General features: G+C 54.4%; 12 protein-coding genes, 1 pseudogene and 1 CRISPR repeat array. Of the genes and pseudogenes, 9 read left to right on the forward strand and 4 right to left on the reverse strand.

Annotation, left to right across the window (positions count from 1 at the left end; all coding sequences use genetic code 11):
- Positions 1-99 precede the first annotated feature (99 nt).
- Positions 100-456: a hypothetical protein gene (locus JWG43_RS04380; RefSeq protein ID WP_205241602.1), complete on the forward strand. Its 357-nt coding sequence runs from the start codon at positions 100-102 to the stop codon at positions 454-456.
- A 17-nt stretch (positions 457-473) separates the two neighbouring features.
- A CRISPR array of direct repeats spans positions 474-6,311; the repeat unit is 36 nt; unit sequence ACCGGAACGAATGCCCCGATCAGAGGGGATTGAGAC.
- Between the two features lie 120 nt (positions 6,312-6,431).
- Positions 6,432-6,701 carry a hypothetical protein gene (locus JWG43_RS04385; protein WP_205241603.1) on the forward strand — a complete coding sequence of 90 codons (270 nt, stop codon included), beginning with the start codon at positions 6,432-6,434 and terminating at the stop codon, positions 6,699-6,701.
- A 9-nt stretch (positions 6,702-6,710) separates the two neighbouring features.
- Here the strand turns inward: JWG43_RS04385 and JWG43_RS04390 are convergent, their stop codons facing one another.
- Positions 6,711-7,040, reverse strand: a complete 330-nt coding sequence (locus JWG43_RS04390) for a helix-turn-helix domain-containing protein (RefSeq protein WP_205241604.1) — start codon at positions 7,038-7,040, stop codon at positions 6,711-6,713.
- Positions 7,024-7,280 (reverse strand): annotated as a pseudogene (locus tag JWG43_RS20195) (type II toxin-antitoxin system RelE family toxin). Before JWG43_RS20195 ends, JWG43_RS04390 begins: the two are co-directional and overlap by 17 nt.
- Positions 7,281-7,612: 332 nt before the next feature.
- Between JWG43_RS20195 and JWG43_RS04400 the strand changes: the two are divergent.
- The 7 genes from JWG43_RS04400 to JWG43_RS04430 all read left to right on the forward strand — a co-directional run bounded on the left by JWG43_RS04400 (position 7,613) and on the right by JWG43_RS04430 (position 15,458).
- On the forward strand, positions 7,613-7,819 hold the full coding sequence (locus JWG43_RS04400; RefSeq protein WP_205241606.1) for a hypothetical protein: 207 nt from the start codon (positions 7,613-7,615) through the stop codon (positions 7,817-7,819).
- A gap of 259 nt (positions 7,820-8,078) precedes the next feature.
- On the forward strand, positions 8,079-9,548 hold the full coding sequence (locus JWG43_RS04405) for a tetratricopeptide repeat protein (RefSeq protein ID WP_205241607.1): 1,470 nt from the start codon (positions 8,079-8,081) through the stop codon (positions 9,546-9,548).
- On the forward strand, positions 9,523-11,151 hold the full coding sequence (locus JWG43_RS04410) for a CRISPR-associated primase-polymerase type A1 (RefSeq protein WP_205241608.1): 1,629 nt from the start codon (positions 9,523-9,525) through the stop codon (positions 11,149-11,151). The genes JWG43_RS04405 and JWG43_RS04410 overlap by 26 nt, the downstream gene beginning before the upstream one ends.
- 11 nt (positions 11,152-11,162) lie before the next feature.
- Positions 11,163-12,182, forward strand: a complete 1,020-nt coding sequence (gene cas1 / locus JWG43_RS04415) for a CRISPR-associated endonuclease Cas1 (RefSeq protein WP_205241609.1) — start codon at positions 11,163-11,165, stop codon at positions 12,180-12,182.
- A 24-nt stretch (positions 12,183-12,206) separates the two neighbouring features.
- The gene (gene cas2, locus JWG43_RS04420; RefSeq protein ID WP_205241610.1) at positions 12,207-12,485 is read left to right on the forward strand and encodes a CRISPR-associated endonuclease Cas2; all 279 of its coding nucleotides are present in this window, start codon (positions 12,207-12,209) and stop codon (positions 12,483-12,485) included.
- A gap of 237 nt (positions 12,486-12,722) precedes the next feature.
- Positions 12,723-13,583: a DUF1186 domain-containing protein gene (locus JWG43_RS04425; protein WP_205241611.1), complete on the forward strand. Its 861-nt coding sequence runs from the start codon at positions 12,723-12,725 to the stop codon at positions 13,581-13,583.
- A 30-nt stretch (positions 13,584-13,613) separates the two neighbouring features.
- The gene (locus JWG43_RS04430; RefSeq protein ID WP_205241612.1) at positions 13,614-15,458 is read left to right on the forward strand and encodes a peptidase U32 family protein; all 1,845 of its coding nucleotides are present in this window, start codon (positions 13,614-13,616) and stop codon (positions 15,456-15,458) included.
- A gap of 37 nt (positions 15,459-15,495) precedes the next feature.
- Here the strand turns inward: JWG43_RS04430 and JWG43_RS04435 are convergent, their stop codons facing one another.
- Complete coding sequence (locus tag JWG43_RS04435) at positions 15,496-16,107, reverse strand: XTP/dITP diphosphatase (RefSeq protein WP_205241613.1); 612 nt, start codon at positions 16,105-16,107, stop codon at positions 15,496-15,498.
- A 51-nt stretch (positions 16,108-16,158) separates the two neighbouring features.
- On the reverse strand, positions 16,159-17,598 hold the full coding sequence (gene pyk, locus JWG43_RS04440) for a pyruvate kinase (protein WP_205241614.1): 1,440 nt from the start codon (positions 17,596-17,598) through the stop codon (positions 16,159-16,161).
- Positions 17,599-17,611 lie beyond the last annotated feature (13 nt).

Genomic DNA, 17,611 nt, shown 5'->3' on the forward strand with positions numbered 1-17,611 from the left:
TTTCAACCTCCTGGTGGTTTTGCGGGCATGCGATACGTTGTTGCTGAAAATGTTTCAATTCTACATCTTATTTTATCATCACGCTGATCGAGTAAACCCATGCGTACCGCCACCACTATAGACGATACTGCTCAACCAGCAGGCTCAGAAGATGACCGACCCAGACATTGCGAACTCCGAGATTTCTTGAAAAGCCATCAAAACTTTTATACGGTTCAGGTTGTTAAACGTTTGGCACCCCTGAATTGCAGCGTTGACCGTCTTATTGAACAAAAGGTAATTTCAGACAGAACTATTCGGGTTAGATTTGGCACGGAGGTGCTCGAATTTGATTTTATTCTGTGCTTACAGGATATTGGCATGGGCAACGTGGACCTTGGTACACGCTATAAAATTCCCGAACCCTTTTTCAGGGGAGGTGCCCGAATTTCCCTTTGTAACACCTGGATTAGATAAAAGATTTTAGGGTAAGGACCGGAACGAATGCCCCGATCAGAGGGGATTGAGACCGCGTCGGCAGGCCGTTTGTGGCTGGGCAGATTTTCACCGGAACGAATGCCCCGATCAGAGGGGATTGAGACTTCACCCTCAACCTCCTATAAACAGGCTCAATATCAACCGGAACGAATGCCCCGATCAGAGGGGATTGAGACCAAGACTTCGACTGATGGGCGATCAATAATGTTATACCGGAACGAATGCCCCGATCAGAGGGGATTGAGACACTCCTTCATTTTTATCTTCACGATATTTATTAGTGGACCGGAACGAATGCCCCGATCAGAGGGGATTGAGACAACAGTAGCTTGTGTCATAATATCACCTCTGAATACACCGGAACGAATGCCCCGATCAGAGGGGATTGAGACTTGATTCCTGGTCAAGGTATCCAAACTCGAGGGTAGAACCGGAACGAATGCCCCGATCAGAGGGGATTGAGACTTGGCAGCGGTCTTGGAAGCAGTAGCTTGTGTCATAACCGGAACGAATGCCCCGATCAGAGGGGATTGAGACAACTGAATGGTCAAGGTATCGAAGGATGAATCTTGCGACCGGAACGAATGCCCCGATCAGAGGGGATTGAGACCAATTCCTTGCCGATTGACCTTGACAGTGCAAGGTCAACCGGAACGAATGCCCCGATCAGAGGGGATTGAGACAGTGTATATCTTCAGCCTCGACAGTTACATGTATGAACCGGAACGAATGCCCCGATCAGAGGGGATTGAGACTTCTGCTCCTGTATCCATCTCGACACATAGCCAAGTGCTACCGGAACGAATGCCCCGATCAGAGGGGATTGAGACGTTAAGGTTTCACAGTCATCGATCAAAGTTACTTCACCGGAACGAATGCCCCGATCAGAGGGGATTGAGACCCACATCGTTAATCCATGACTGTTGATTGAGTGTTCACCGGAACGAATGCCCCGATCAGAGGGGATTGAGACATGGAGTGGCATATTACACACCTTCCAAATACTTCTTACCGGAACGAATGCCCCGATCAGAGGGCATTGAGACTGTTTGGCAATTCATTGGAAAACAATTTTGAATTGCTACCGGAACGAATGCCCCGATCAGAGGGGATTGAGACTTTTTTTTGCCGCCGCTTCACTTTTTCCATCCGCAATTACCGGAACGAATGCCCCGATCAGAGGGGATTGAGACTATACCTGTCCTGTCACAGTATGATTCTATTTCTAAAACCGGAACGAATGCCCCGATCAGAGGGGATTGAGACTCACAGACCATCTGCCGCATAATGCGATACTCGTAACCGGAACGAATGCCCCGATCAGAGGGGATTGAGACCATGCCTCATGACTCTCTGTTTCAACGCCTGATCAACCGGAACGAATGCCCCGATCAGAGGGGATTGAGACCCACGATTTGCGCCAGGTAATCTCCTGCCGGCAATGGACCGGAACGAATGCCCCGATCAGAGGGGATTGAGACTCCAATGACTAACTCTATTAGCTCGATGAACACGTACCGGAACGAATGCCCCGATCAGAGGGGATTGAGACACCCGTAAAGGGTGGAGATTGGAGGTTTGATCTTGACCGGAACGAATGCCCCGATCAGAGGGGATTGAGACTGGTCATCTCATCTTGCCTCGTCTGTTCAACGACGAACCGGAACGAATGCCCCGATCAGAGGGGATTGAGACAGTTTCTTCCTCCTTGATTGGATTGATAATCTCTTCACCGGAACGAATGCCCCGATCAGAGGGGATTGAGACAAACAGCGTGCCACAACTGTCTTCTATCTACTGAAGAACCGGAACGAATGCCCCGATCAGAGGGGATTGAGACATGGTATGGAATTCGATTTTTATTTGTACGTCGTCAGGACCGGAACGAATGCCCCGATCAGAGGGGATTGAGACTTCTGCCTTTCCGGAACTCTTCTGACCCGACAGCTTGAACCGGAACGAATGCCCCGATCAGAGGGGATTGAGACTGCCTCCGTTGGGGTGAATGGTGTCCCTGGTGTTCTGACCGGAACGAATGCCCCGATCAGAGGGGATTGAGACAACTCGTTCATGCGTCCACCTCGACCCTTGATCTTTGACCGGAACGAATGCCCCGATCAGAGGGGATTGAGACTCAAAAGAGAAAACAGAGTACCGCTATAACTGTTTAGACCGGAACGAATGCCCCGATCAGAGGGGATTGAGACAGTTGCATGATCAGGTTCAACGTATCGTCGTACTTCCACCGGAACGAATGCCCCGATCAGAGGGGATTGAGACTTTGCGAATTGCTGGAGTGTTTTGTACTTGGTGTAAACCGGAACGAATGCCCCGATCAGAGGGGATTGAGACATGTTGCTTTACTCTGGTCAAGGATGAACCCCTGGAATAAACCGGAACGAATGCCCCGATCAGAGGGGATTGAGACTTTCCTTCTGCCAGCGCCTTTTCTTCTGTTTTCGGACCGGAACGAATGCCCCGATCAGAGGGGATTGAGACTACAACCGAGTAATTGTAGCGTTCGGCCAGCATTTTGACCGGAACGAATGCCCCGATCAGAGGGGATTGAGACCCGATTGTACTTCACTGGCAAATGCTTTCAATAGTGGACCGGAACGAATGCCCCGATCAGAGGGGATTGAGACACCACCACTGTTCTGACTTCGTTCTGTTCAAAATTGAAAACCGGAACGAATGCCCCGATCAGAGGGGATTGAGACATTCGCTGTGTTCCGGAGGGGGTGACAACGGATGAAAACCGGAACGAATGCCCCGATCAGAGGGGATTGAGACTTCATTCCGCGCTCCCCTCATACATCTCCACCACCTACCGGAACGAATGCCCCGATCAGAGGGGATTGAGACTCGTCATCTTCATCCTCAATAAAACATCGCAAAATTACCGGAACGAATGCCCCGATCAGAGGGGATTGAGACTTAAGAGAGTCCAGGGTTGATCCCGTTACTTCACCTACCGGAACGAATGCCCCGATCAGAGGGGATTGAGACTAGCTGGTCGGTCACGGATTGAATGGTGCTTAACGGAACCGGAACGAATGCCCCGATCAGAGGGGATTGAGACGGGGGGTGATAACGGGCAGGTCCTCTGTTGTGTAATACCGGAACGAATGCCCCGATCAGAGGGGATTGAGACTTCGTGGGGTCTTGCCTCTAAAGAGGCCAAAAAATTGACCGGAACGAATGCCCCGATCAGAGGGGATTGAGACTTGTTCAGCCAAAAAATCGTCCGCATGGGCGGCGAACCGGAACGAATGCCCCGATCAGAGGGGATTGAGACCATGAGTGCAGGCTTCAATATCGCCAACACTTTCTTGGACACCGGAACGAATGCCCCGATCAGAGGGGATTGAGACATCCGCTCGCGCACGGTTTGCAGCCGATCCTCAATGACCGGAACGAATGCCCCGATCAGAGGGGATTGAGACATATTCAACCAGCCACTCTCCGCTGGAGAGTTCAGTACCGGAACGAATGCCCCGATCAGAGGGGATTGAGACAATCTCTTCAATCGCACGTGTCCCAAAATACCCATGAGACCGGAACGAATGCCCCGATCAGAGGGGATTGAGACAGAACCATCCTGATTGCTTAGGTCAATTTCCGATTCAACCGGAACGAATGCCCCGATCAGAGGGGATTGAGACGTATAATCATTTGTTCCTCTTCTTTGTTGTTCTTACCGGAACGAATGCCCCGATCAGAGGGGATTGAGACTCCATAGAATTCATTTAACAAGGCTTTTTCTTCCAAGAACCGGAACGAATGCCCCGATCAGAGGGGATTGAGACTGGTTGCATGGTATGCTTGGAGAGCAGAAACTTTTCACCGGAACGAATGCCCCGATCAGAGGGGATTGAGACCAATTAAAGTTTTCGCAGATACTTCCGGCAAGACCAACCGGAACGAATGCCCCGATCAGAGGGGATTGAGACTTCTCCGAATGGATTGAAATCATAGCACCAAACAAGAACCGGAACGAATGCCCCGATCAGAGGGGTTGAGACTTTTCGGTTAACTTAACGATCTGTTCGAAGTTATCTAGACCGGAACGAATGCCCCGATCAGAGGGGATTGAGACTCCGGTGTCGGCATGGCCTTGAGTAATGTGTTCGTAGACCGGAACGAATGCCCCGATCAGAGGGGATTGAGACGGATTTATCGATGTAGGCGTGCGGCAATCCTTTTGCGTACCGGAACGAATGCCCCGATCAGAGGGGATTGAGACAATTTATTGCCTCTGATACCACATATCGGAAGTAGGGACCGGAACGAATGCCCCGATCAGAGGGGATTGAGACATGATTTCTTCAATAGGATGAGCCAAAACGATATCAACCGGAACGAATGCCCCGATCAGAGGGGATTGAGACTGATCAACTTTTTGCTAAGCTGGTCGCTCACGGCCTACCGGAACGAATGCCCCGATCAGAGGGGATTGAGACTTCCGCCACAACTGTTCTCAGTTCTTCGGTGAAGATGGACCGGAACGAATGCCCCGATCAGAGGGGATTGAGACTTTGCTCAGTTGATTAGATACGTTACGAATGGTTGACCGGAACGAATGCCCCGATCAGAGGGGATTGAGACTTTTTAATATTGATTAAGCATCTGGCGACGGGAACGACCGGAACGAATGCCCCGATCAGAGGGGATTGAGACTTTTGTTCATTTGATTCGATACGGTCTCGATGGTAGAACCGGAACGAATGCCCCGATCAGAGGGGATTGAGACTTGATCCCATCAAATCAGGGTTATGAGCCCTAATTGAGACCGGAACGAATGCCCCGATCAGAGGGGATTGAGACTATTTCAATTATTTATTACCAATAATGCCAAGCTGCACCGGAACGAATGCCCCGATCAGAGGGGATTGAGACATACAAAGGAGGAAATTGATTGTCAAAGAGCTGTGACCGGAACGAATGCCCCGATCAGAGGGGATTGAGACGATCGTTGACAGCGGACGTTCGTTTACGGGAGTGGACCGGAACGAATGCCCCGATCAGAGGGGATTGAGACTCAGGAATAGGGAGGTTTTGCGGATAGTCAACATCAAACCGGAACGAATGCCCCGATCAGAGGGGATTGAGACGCGACCATACGATCGCGATACTTTTCATGGGGTTTGACCGGAACGAATGCCCCGATCAGAGGGGATTGAGACCGTTTTCTACCAGATATTTTTCGTAATCCATCTTCAACCGGAACGAATGCCCCGATCAGAGGGGATTGAGACTTGCCCACCCTCACTTCTTCTTCTTTTCCATTATCGACCGGAACGAATGCCCCGATCAGAGGGGATTGAGACACAATACTTACAGAAAGCCTTAAACAGGGGAAAAGAACCGGAACGAATGCCCCGATCAGAGGGGATTGAGACTTTAGCCCTTTCGCCCCGAAGCCCGGATATCAGTTCACCGGAACGAATGCCCCGATCAGAGGGGATTGAGACTTCTGGGCCTTTTACGATCTCAGTTGCCCTGCTGTACCGGAACGAATGCCCCGATCAGAGGGGATTGAGACCGTTTTCTACCAGATATTTTTCGTAATCCATCTTCAACCGGAACGAATGCCCCGATCAGAGGGGATTGAGACAGGGTCTCGATGACATGATCCAGCAGGTCCTTGTTACCGGAACGAATGCCCCGATCAGAGGGGATTGAGACTTAATCAATGCCTGTACAAAGGTTGACAGGGTTTGCCCACCGGAACGAATGCCCCGATCAGAGGGGATTGAGACCAATTTCAACCCGGTATGCTGTCAAACCTGTTTTTGACCGGAACGAATGCCCCGATCAGAGGGGATTGAGACTAAAGACCCGGTGGTTGATGCGCTGTATCGTGCGCAGAAGGGCAATATTCAATGAGTCTGCATAGACAGAGCGCTTCGCGTTCTTACTGAAGACGATACATTTAACCAATGGACGGTAACTTGGCGAAGCACTTCTTTGATTATAACCCGACCAGGGAAGAGATTGATACAATCTGTGGCGATCCTGATGACCCTTTTGCCACTGAAACCCTGAGATTTTTCGAGGGTACTGATTCAGAACGATTCAAGATAGCCATCTTGCTGTATGGCCGTGGCGAACACAAGGCGGCGCTCAAGATGGTCAAGTCCATAGAGAACGCCGAATACCGGAAAGACATGCTGCGCATCGTCCAGTCATGGATCAATTTACCCAAGGGGGCGTTGTGGTGATGTGGACCTTCAACGCAGCATGGATTCAGTGATCCCCATGGCGAGCGCCAACTTTTCAAGAGTGGCTTTGCGGGTTTTGTGCTCGCCGGATTCGATCTGTGACAACGCCGCCTGCGTCATCCCCGCCTTTGCCGCAAGTTCATCCTGGGTGAATCCGAGGTGCTCACGCCAGGCGCGCACAGGTGTTTTCCCTTCCATGATGACGGCGCCAACAACCTCGTTGGGGATCATCCCGGCGGTGATAGATGTCTGTTTGACCCATCGCTCATAGGGGACGACCGCGAACGTAGGCTTGCCGGAAGAATCCTTGATAATCTGGACATCAATATGTACGTTCATTGCGCTTCTTGACCTCCTCTATGGATATGATTTTCACTTCGCCGTCAAACTCGAAAAAGACTCGTCAATCTCCAACACGCAACCGGTAGCCGTACCGATGATTGACCAGTCGCTTGATGTTCTTGCATTCAGGGAAATGGGCAAGGTTTTGCGCTTCTTGGTAAATGCGCTTGCTCGCATGCGTGTCCTTGATCTTTCGTAATTGCCGGAATGCTTCTCTGTCCATTTGATAGCGTTCATGGTCTTTGTATAAGATAAAAATAAGAAATTGAAAATAAGAGAAACACGTTGCAATCCGCATCATGAGCGGGCAAGCTATCTTTTTTATGGAGAAAAGCCGTGGTAAGCTGATCACAACACAATCTTGATCGTGATGCCTTTCTTGATCGATTCCATCACCTCCTTGGTGAACCGGAACGAATGCCCCGACCAGAGGGGATTGCCCATGTTGTCGTCCGTTGTTATCGCCCACAGGGGTGGGCTCCTGCTGAACAGGGTTGTTGTTGGCTTCCGTGTGCAGGTTTGCGGCCGGGGCTTGGTACCAATGGGTTGCCGTCGGCCCGCAGGCTCAGATGAAAAAGAAACAAGGTATTGAGAGCATGTCCGGTTTACACTACGAACACGATCCTCTCCTCGATGAGGATGAGGCCCTTGATTACATCCTCTATGAAGATATGGAACAGGAGAGCGAGCAGCAGCCAGGGAAAGGGTGTCTGGCCGGGGCGCTGCTCTTCCTGCTGGTGCCCGGCAGTGTCGGTCTATTGATGTACATGCTGTAGCACATGCGTAACTCATGCCGGAGGCAATCTGTCCGGTGTTCGGGGCTCTGGCTGCCGGTATGCCGTAACTGGTCCACCTTCTCTCAACACGCCCCGGGTCTCAGGGGCGACAATCAATCTCTGTCCCCCCTGGTTGGTGCCGACAACCTCCGCCCCAGCTCTTCTGTTTTTCTTCTTTTTTTTTCGTTCTGCAAAAAAAGAGCTGTTTTGTCCGTATCCACTTGTAAAGACCAGAAACATCTATGCAGGAGGAGGGAATATGGAACAGGCAGCTCAAAAGATTGGTGCAGGGGAAAATGCCCGTGTTGTCGGTCACGTTCAACTCAATGACCAGGTCAGGCCTCCCGCACCACAATCAGGCCTGGCCGCGGAAACGGAACAGATGCTCGCCGAGTGGGTCAATTGTGCCGGCGACATGGACGGGCTGAAGCGGGACCATAACCGGATCATCAACGACATTCTGGCCTTGCAGGCCGAGAATCGTTGGGAGGATATTGTCGCCCTGTTTTTTCCGCTTGAGGACAAGGTGCCAGAGCAGGTCGCCGCGGGGATGGATGTCGATATCCGCGTCAAGGTGGCCTTTGCCCTGGTCCGTCTGCGCCGGTCGGATGAAGCGGTGCGGATGCTGACCCCGCTGGCGGGCCAGCACCCCGAGGATGCCATGGTCCATTATACCCTGGGGTATGCGGCTCTGGATGAACTGTTCTCGGCCCGAACCGAGCGGCGGATCATTCCCGCCAAACGAAAGCAGGAATTGATCGCCCTGGCCCATACCCATTTTGCCGCGGCCCGGGACCTGCGGCCGGATTCGGTGACCTTTTTCTACCGGGAAGCCATCCTCTACAAGGAAATCGAAAAAAAACCCCGGCTGGCTATCCCGCTTTTTACCCAGGCCATCAGCAATTGGGAACGACAGAGCCCCCAGGAGCAGGAGCGCCACCACCAGCAGCGGCCCAAATACATCAAGAGCCTCTATCACCTTGCCTCCTGTCAGTTGGAAGCGGGCCAGGCCGCCCAGAGCCTCAAGCTGTTGCAGATCCTGGAACCCCAGGACAAGGATCGCAATTTCATGCACCCGCTGTTCAAGCATTTTGCCTTTGGCAAGGTGCTGCATGCCCTGGGGCGATACAAGGAAGCGGTGCAGCACCTGGAAACAGCGGGGTTTGTGGCTGAAGCGCATCAACCCACGGATTTTGTCTGGGAGTTGGCGGCTCGCTGTGCCCTTCGCCTGCAGCAACCGGAGAAGGCCAAGGGGTTTATCAACAAGGTGCCGCGTAATCGGCGGCGGCCGTACGTGCTCTGGACCGAGGCCGACATCCTGGCTGCTGACGGCAGGGCCCGGGAAGCCCTGCGGGTCTTGCAGAGTTGTGGCGAACGCGACAAGCGTTCCCGCCATGTCAGCCTGATCCGCATGGCCAGGGTGTTTCTCGGCTTGCGTGAATACGACCGGGCACTGGAGGCTGCTGACCGAGCGGCAAGCTTCTGTCGGGACACCTACGGCAATCCATCCAAGGAGGCGCTGTTCTGGCAGGCAGCGGCATTGCACCTGCTGGGCAGGAACACCGAGGCCCTGGCCATTATCCAGGAACTGGAAGCCGGACATTTCCGTTATCCGCATTTCAGCCGTCTTGCTGGACTGGTTCGCGCCGCGGTGCCCGCCGCCACGGCTGCTGCCGGTCGGGACAGTCAAGGGGGAAACAACCATGGCTCTGCAACAACCAAATACTGATATTCAGGCTATACCCCGGCAGGACCACCGCCTGCTGCTCGACCGGATCAACAAGGCATCCTTTGATGATGCCGGTCAGGCCTTTGTGCGCAGGGCCTTCAGCGGTGAGGTCTTCTGGGATGGGTGCGATGACGACGAAATCCTCGGCCTTGCCCTTGTGGCCCAGCAGCATGGTCTGTTTGATCAGGCCCTGATTGTGTTGTCTTGGCTTAACCGGGAACGGCCGCAATCCGTGCGCGGATGGCAGGCGCATGTCGAGTTGCACGCGACCCTTGGCCAGGCTGGAGAGGCCGCGAAAATCGCGGCCCGGGCGCAACGATTTGTGCCGGCGGCGCAGGTGCGGCAATGGGAGGGAGTGGCCGCGGCCCAGTCGCAATCCGGCGGGGCAGGGGAAACCAAAGAGGAGGAAAATATCCTTGAACCCTTTGCTCGTTTGCGCCGTCTGGAAGAGGATCTCGGGTCCTACATGGCCTTGTTCCGCGGCCGGGAAGAGGCCTTTGCCCGTCAGTGGGCGGATCGGGAAGAGGGAAAACAGGGCTATGTCCCGGTACAGCGGCCGATGCAGCCGGAGGACGTCCGCGAGCACATCCAGGGGAAACGGACTTATGGTATTTATCTGTTGACCGGAGCGAGTCAGGTCTGGACCGGGGTCGTGGATGTCGATCTCGTCACCGCCCTGCGCGACCGGCAGGCCGCGGAAAAGGAAAAGGCCGTGATCAGGCGGGAATCGGCCTATATCTATACCCGCATCATGGAACTTGCTTCTGCGGCGGGACTGACCTGTCTTGGCGAGATCAGCGGCGGTAAGGGCTATCATTTCTGGTTTCCGGTTGATCAGCCGGTGGCGGCCGCGGACATGCGCACCGCCCTCAAGGTGCTGCTCGGTGCCTTGAACGATGATCTGCGCTGTTTTTCCCTGGAGGTCTTTCCCAAGCAGGATCGCTTGACCGGCAAGGGGTACGGCAACCTGGTCAAACTGCCCCTGGGTATTCATCGGGTCACCGGGCGGAAGTCATCTTTTGTCGGTCCCAAGGGCCGATCCGAAGACGAGCAACTGGCCTGGCTGCGCACGCAGCGGCCCGGACCGGCGAAGGCGGTGGCAGCCCTGGTGGAGCGGCAGCGGAGCGCAAGCATAGTTGTCCATCCCAGGTTGGCGGCCTGGGCGGAACAGTTTCCCGAACTGGCCGAACTCGAAGCCAAATGCACCATGCTAGGGCAGATCATTGCCATGGCCAGAGGAGGTAAACCCTTGTCGGTGCGCGAGGAGAAAATTGTCCTGGGGACGATTGGTCATCTGCCCCGCGGCAGGTTGCTGCTGCACCACCTGTTTGCCAGACTGCCGGATTATAATCGACCCTTGCTCGATTTCAAAATATCCCGGGTCCGGGGGACGGTGCTGGGTTGTAAACGGATTCACAGCCTGCTCGATCAGGCCGGGGGATCGGATCTGCCCTGTACTTTCAGCGGTTCCGGTTATCCCCATCCCTTGCTGCACCTGCGGCAGGGGCAGGAGAGTCCGGCGGTCCAGGAAAAGGTGGTCAATCTCAAGGACGCGCTGTTATCGCTGAAAACAGCGATTGTCCAGGTGGAACGTTTTCTCTGAGGTGATGGGCCATGCAGACCCTGTATGTCATTGAAGCGGGCAGTTACCTGCGTAAGGATGGCGACTGCCTGAAAATCATGAAAGGAGGGCGGGTGGTGGAGACCATTCCGGCTGCCGGGCTCAAGCAGCTGACCCTGGCGGGCAGGGCCTCGATCAGTGGCGCGGTGCTTGATTTTCTGATCAACAATAGTATCGACACCGTATTCATGACCATGAACGGCCGGTTCCGGGCCCGGCTGCTGCTCGATGATTCCAGCCACACCGCCCTCAGGCAGCAGCAATATGTCCGGTTCAACGATCCGGAGTATAAACGGCGGACCGCGGCGGTCATTGTTCGGGAAAAGCTGGAAAATCAGGCCCGGTTGCTGCTGCGGCGGGCCTCGCAATACAACATCGATCCATTGCGCGGGGTCGGCGCACAGATAAAAGCGTTGCGAGACAAGGCGACCGTTGCCCCGGATATGGACACCTTGCGCGGGGTGGAGGGCTATGGTTCCCGGCTGTACTTCAGCGCTTTTGGCTTTCTGCTCCGCAACGAGGCTTTTCGGTTCACCGGCAGGAACCGGCGGCCGCCGCTGGATCCGGTCAATGCCCTGTTGTCCTTTGTCTACACCCTGTTCACCAATGAGGTGCTCAACGGTATCAAAAGCACCGGACTCGATCCCTACTGCGGCAGCCTCCATGAGATTCTGGCCGGCCGGCCTTCCCTGGCCTGTGACCTGGTCGAGGAATGGCGGCCGATTGCCGAACGCCTAGTTCTGGGACTGATCAACCGCAAGGCCATTCGTCCGGAGGATTTTGTTTATCGGCGGGAGGAGGAGCGGAGTGAAGGGCAGTTGCCCGTTGAGATGAAACCCCAGGCTGCCCGGGCCTTGATCGCCGCTTATCAGCGCCAACTGGAGGAGCGGATGACCTATCCGCCCACCGGTCTGAAAACATCGGTGCGCTGGATCATCCACAGCCAATGCCGCCACTGTGCCGAAGTGTTGCAGCAGGGCACCATGTACACCCCGTTCCAGGTGCCGCGGTGACAACCTGGGACATCAGATGATGCGATGTTTTATGTGATCTGTTTTGACATCAGTGACGATAGGGTCCGTTATCGGGTGGTGAAAGCCCTGAAAGGGCATGGTCGGCGGGTGCAGAAATCGGTTTTTGAATGCCCGGATCTCAATGAGCACCGTTTGCTGCAACTCCAGCATAAACTGGAACAACTCATTGATCACGGCTCTGATTCGATCCGTTATTTCCGGCTGTGCCGGGCCTGTGTGGCGGAGATCGAGTGGACCGGTCCGGGTGAGAAACCGGCTGGGGACCGGTATGTGATTGTGTGATGGACCAGACCCGACGGCAAGGATGAAATGGCAACAACTAATAGCATCTGATAATCGACAAGGCCTATCTTGGGTTATACCTTGAAAGATATCGCCGATATTGTGGGTATCCATTATATTGCCAGCGGTAAGGTCGTGGCTGCCACGAGGATAAAGTGATATTTCAAGACCTGACCCCAAAACTATGAAAACTTAGTGCCGTGGACCGTCAATATTGAACGATAATGGAAAGAGAAGATGGAAATTAATGATATTCTTCAAGCATTTGAAATTTATGATAAAGAATACAAGCGAGACGCTATCGATGCAGCAATTGCTCGGCGTGAAGAAATTACCCCTGACCTCATAGGTATTTTAGATAATGTTCTGAAAAATCCAGAACATTATGCAGATAGAGATTGCAATTATTTTGCCCATATTTATGCATTTATCCTCTTGGGGTATTTTAAAGAAAGCGGAGCGCATGATGTGATAGTTGACCTGGCCAGTCTGTCAGGCGATTTACCAAGCCTTTTGTTGGGCGATTCGATCACTGGTGACCTGCCGATCGTCCTCCTCAGGACATGTGGGGGGCGAATTGATAGAATCAAAGAGTTAATACTCAATAAAGATGCCTACGAGTATTGCCGCGGCTCGGCACTTCAAGCCCTGTCCTATGCGGTCGTCGAAGGATATGCAACACGTGAAGAGGTTCTCTCTTTTTATCAGGAATTATTTACCGGCGACGAAGCTACGGCTTCATCTTGTTTCCACGATACGCTGGCAGTCTGTATATACGATCTGTATCCTGAAGAATTGATGGAAGCCATTGGAAAAGCCTATGAAGAAGGATTGATCCATCCCGGCTATGTCAGATATGAAGAGTTTACCGAGGTTCTCAAAACAGACAAGGCGAACCATCTGGAAAAATTCAGGATACGGGTGGAGAGAAACCACATAAACGACATTCACCAACATATGTCCTGGTGGGCCTGCTTTCAACAGCCGGAAAAATCCCAGCCACATTTTTCATCGACTAACACATCGAAAAATAAAGCAAAAAAGTCCAGAAAAAAACAGACCAAACAATCGAAAAAAGCCAATAGGGGAAAAAAGTAAGCAGCAGGCGATCCTCTAGCTCCTCAGCCCATGAACCCCTCCACCATTGAATTGCTGGCTCCGGCAAAAAACCTTGCCTGCGGCATTGCGGCGGTCAACCATGGTGCTGATGCGGTCTATATCGGCGGGCCGTTGTTCAGTGCCCGGGCGGCTGCCGCCAACAGCCTGACCGATATCGAGCGGCTGGTGGCCCATGCCCACGCCTTTCGGGCCAAGGTCTATGTGGCCTTGAATACGCTCCTCGAAGACGAAGAGCTTGATCGGGCCGTGGCGCTCTGCCACCGGTTGTACGAGCTTGGGGCCGATGCGCTCATCATCCAGGATGTCGGCCTGCTGGAATCCGACCTGCCGCCGTTCCCCCTCCATGCCTCCACCCAGATGAACAATCGGACCGTGGAGAAGGTGCGCTTTCTGGAGCAAGTGGGGTTTGCTCAGGTGGTGCTTGCCCGGGAGCTGAGCCTGACCGAAATCAGGGCAATCCGTGACGCTACGACGGTACCGTTGGAGTTTTTCGTCCACGGCGCTCTCTGTGTTGCCTACAGCGGTCAGTGTTTTTTCAGTGAAGTGGTGGCTGGCAGGAGCGCCAACCGCGGCCAATGCGCCCAGTTCTGCCGGCACAGTTTCGACCTCAGGGACCTGGAGGGCCGGCTTGTGGCCGCGGACCGTTTTCTGCTCAGTCTGCAGGACCTGGACCTGTCCGGTCATCTTGCCGCCCTCATCGATGCCGGCATCCGTTCGTTCAAGATCGAAGGGCGGCTGAAGGATGAAAATTACGTCAAGAACGTCACTGCCGCCTATCGACTGGCCCTGGATGCCATTCTTGAAGCACGCACCGATCTGGCTCCCGCCTCGTCGGGTCGCTGCCGATTCGACTTCACCCCCGATCCGTCCCGCTCCTTCAGCCGTGGCGCCACTGATTATTTCGTGACCGGGAAAAGCACCGCTGTGGCCGAAATCCGCACACCGAAATCCATCGGCAAGTGTATCGGCCGGGTTGTCGCCATCGGCCCACGGTCCTTCACTCTTTCCGGGAAGGAACCGGTCCACAACGGTGATGGCCTCTGTTTTTTCAATCGCGACCAGACCCTTGTCGGCCTGCGGGTGAACCGGGTCGAAAAACGGGTCATCCATGCCAGGGAGGACATAGCCGCTTTGGGCCTGACCGTGGGAACGGATATTTTCCGCAATGTCGATGTCGCCTTCAATAAACTCCTGGAACGCAGCAGCCAATGCAGCACCATCGCCCTGAGTATGACCCTAAGTGATTACCCCGGTGGCCTGCAGCTCACCCTCATTGACGAAGACAACATCCGCTCGACAACCACGATGGCCATAACCAGGGAAGAGGCGACCAGGGCGGGATCCATCGCGCCCATGGCGCAACGCCAGTTGAGCAAAAGCGGCGGCACCATCTTTTCGGTTCGCGATGTGCTCGTGACCCTTCCCCCGGATCTTTTTGTCTCTGCTGCCGCACTCAACGAACTGCGCCGCAGGGCATTTGCCGTTCACCTGGCGATGCGGCTTGCATCCTTTCCGAGGGACATTCGTCCCTTCGTTCCCACGGAGGTCCCCTGGCCGGGGGCGACAGTTGATTATCGCGACCAGATCACCAACCGCAAGGCGCTGGTCTTTTACCGTCGCCATGGCGTGAAGGACATCGATCCGCCGCGCCTGCGATCCGGTGCCGTGCGGGAATGTGCCCTGATGACCAGCAGATACTGTATAAGAAGACAGTTGAGGTTGTGTGGGGGCAGGCACCATGAGGGGCAACCGTCGGCCGTTCCGCTTGTGCTTGCCGACCGGACGGGCAGCTACCTGGTGCGGTTTGACTGCGACCGCTGCGAAATGACGGTGACCAGAAAGGAAAAGAAGTGAGGCGCGGCCGCTCCCCACACCGCTGATAAATGGCGGATCACAAGCGCTCGTTGAGCCACTTGCGGATCGCATCGAACTCGGCGATGAATTGTGCCAGAGCCTTGCCGCGGTGGCTGAAGGCCCCTTTTTCCTCCAGGGGGATCTCGGCCAGGGTTCTGTTCACCTCCGGGAGAAGAAACAGAGGGTCGTACCCAAAACCGCTGACGCCCCGACCCTCGGTGATGATTTCGCCATCGCACCTGCCCTCCCAGCTCAGAACTTCGCCATCCGGGACGGCCAGAACAAGGACGCAGGCGAAATGGGCGGCCCGGTTCGTCGCCGTGACCATTTCCCGAAGCAGCTTAGCGCAATTTTCCCTGTCGGTCGCCTTCGGCCCGGCATAGCGGGCGGAATGAACACCCGGGCTGCCGTTCAACGCCTCAACTACCAGGCCGGTATCGTCGGCCAGACAGGGCTGACCCAGCAAGCGGGCATAATGCACCGCCTTGCCGCGGGCATTGGCAAGGAAGGTTGTGCCGTCTTCCACCGGTTCCGGCATCGGGGCGAACTCGGCCAGGGTGCGCAGGGCAACCGGGACATCTTTGAGTATTTCTTTGATCTCGGATGCTTTCTTGCTGTTTCCGGTCGCCAGCACGAGAGGAGTGTTCATGGCGCATCTCCTTCCGAAAAAATGGGATCAAGGCATATTGTAGAGTTTCAGTCAGGTTTTGATTATTTTCACTGATACGGTTTCCAGGCTGTCACCAGGCAATTCGTCTTCGACCCAGATCACGCTTTGATCTTTTTCAATCACCCCGTCCGTCAGCAACTGTCGGATGGTCTGGTCGACCAGACCGTCTGTTGTACCATCGAGGGAAACAGGATGAACGCCGTAGGATAGGGCCAGGAAGTTATTTGTTTGTTTATCGCCACCATGGGTCAGTATCCAGCAGTTAGGCCTGAACCTGGATATGAGGCACGGGGCGGCACGGCTCTGCGTGCGGGTCAGGATGAAGCGTACGTTCAAGGCATCGGCCGATTCGACGGCATTCAGCGTAACCACATCCTCGACATCGACCTTGCCCTCATTCACTGCGTTCCGGAAGTGGGCGGGTAAATCGGCCAGCGCCTGAATGGCTTGTTTTTCCCGCTCGGCGGAAAGCGCTATCTTGCCGATCATGGCAACTGTTTCCACGGGATACCGTCCGATAGCTGTTTCTTCGGACAGCATGACCGCGTCCGTTCCGTCCAGAACGGCATTAGCCACATCCGACACTTCGGCGCGGGTGGGCCGGATGTTTTCGGTCATGGAGACCAGCATCTGGGTTGCGGTGATCACGGGACGGCCCAGAAGATTGGCTTGGTGGATCAGTTTTTTCTGCACAGCCGGTACATCCTGGAGGGGAATTTGCACCCCCATGTCCCCCCGGGCAATCATGATCGCATCCGCGGCTGAGAGAATTTCGGCAAAATTATCGATGGCCTCCGCTCGCTCGATCTTGGCGACCACATAGACGGATTGTCCTTTTTCCAGAGCAAACCTTTTCACTTTGAGAATGTCTTCCGCTGTTTCAACGAAAGAAACACCGAAGGCATCCACACCCTCTTGGAGGGCAAAATCAACAAACGCAAGGTCTGCCGCGGAGACCGCATCGGCAAAAATCTTCACACCAGGAAGATTCAGTCCTTTGTGAGAAAGGAGCGGGCCGCCAATGATTGTCCGGCAGAAGACATCTTCACCTGAAACCCTTTCCACCTCGAGCTGGATGAAACCGTCATTGAGGTAAATCAGGTCCCCCTGTTGTACGCTTGCTGGCAGTTGTTTGTATTCGACCGGGATTCGATCAGCCGAACCCGCAACATCCTTTGCGGTCAGAACGACCTTACCCTCTCTCTCAAGTAGAAGCGGCTCCTCCAACAGCCTGCCGATTCGTATTTTGGGCCCGGGAAGATCCGACATGATCATGCAGTGGCGTTGCAGTTTTTCCGCTACTGCCCGGATGCGCCGAATGTCCTGCCTGTGGCCTTCCAGGGTCCCGTGAGCAAAGTTGAGTCGCGCAACGTTCATGCCCATCAGCATCAGCTGTTCCAGGACAGCCTCCGAGCGGGATGCAGGCCCGATGGTGCAAACAATTTTGGTTTTGTGGGCAGGCAGTTCCATGGGTATTGCTCCT

It is taken from the genome of Desulfobulbus alkaliphilus, assembly GCF_016918545.1.
GTDB classification, from domain to species: Bacteria; Desulfobacterota; Desulfobulbia; order Desulfobulbales; family Desulfobulbaceae; genus Desulfobulbus; species Desulfobulbus alkaliphilus.

Excerpts from the sequence above, each read along its gene's own strand:
- JWG43_RS04410 (WP_205241608.1), top strand. The coding sequence starts at position 9,523 with ATGGCTCTGCAACAACCAAATACTGATATTCAGGCTATACCCCGGCAG.
- JWG43_RS04430 (WP_205241612.1), top strand. The coding sequence starts at position 13,614 with ATGAACCCCTCCACCATTGAATTGCTGGCTCCGGCAAAAAACCTTGCC.
- JWG43_RS04435 (WP_205241613.1), bottom strand. The coding sequence starts at position 16,107 with ATGAACACTCCTCTCGTGCTGGCGACCGGAAACAGCAAGAAAGCATCC.
- JWG43_RS04405 (WP_205241607.1), top strand. The coding sequence starts at position 8,079 with ATGGAACAGGCAGCTCAAAAGATTGGTGCAGGGGAAAATGCCCGTGTT.
- cas2 (WP_205241610.1), top strand. The coding sequence starts at position 12,207 with ATGTTTTATGTGATCTGTTTTGACATCAGTGACGATAGGGTCCGTTAT.
- pyk (WP_205241614.1), bottom strand. The coding sequence starts at position 17,598 with ATGGAACTGCCTGCCCACAAAACCAAAATTGTTTGCACCATCGGGCCT.
- JWG43_RS04390 (WP_205241604.1), bottom strand. The coding sequence starts at position 7,040 with ATGAACGTACATATTGATGTCCAGATTATCAAGGATTCTTCCGGCAAG.
- cas1 (WP_205241609.1), top strand. The coding sequence starts at position 11,163 with ATGCAGACCCTGTATGTCATTGAAGCGGGCAGTTACCTGCGTAAGGAT.
- JWG43_RS04425 (WP_205241611.1), top strand. The coding sequence starts at position 12,723 with ATGGAAATTAATGATATTCTTCAAGCATTTGAAATTTATGATAAAGAA.
- JWG43_RS04400 (WP_205241606.1), top strand. The coding sequence starts at position 7,613 with ATGAAAAAGAAACAAGGTATTGAGAGCATGTCCGGTTTACACTACGAA.
- JWG43_RS04380 (WP_205241602.1), top strand. The coding sequence starts at position 100 with ATGCGTACCGCCACCACTATAGACGATACTGCTCAACCAGCAGGCTCA.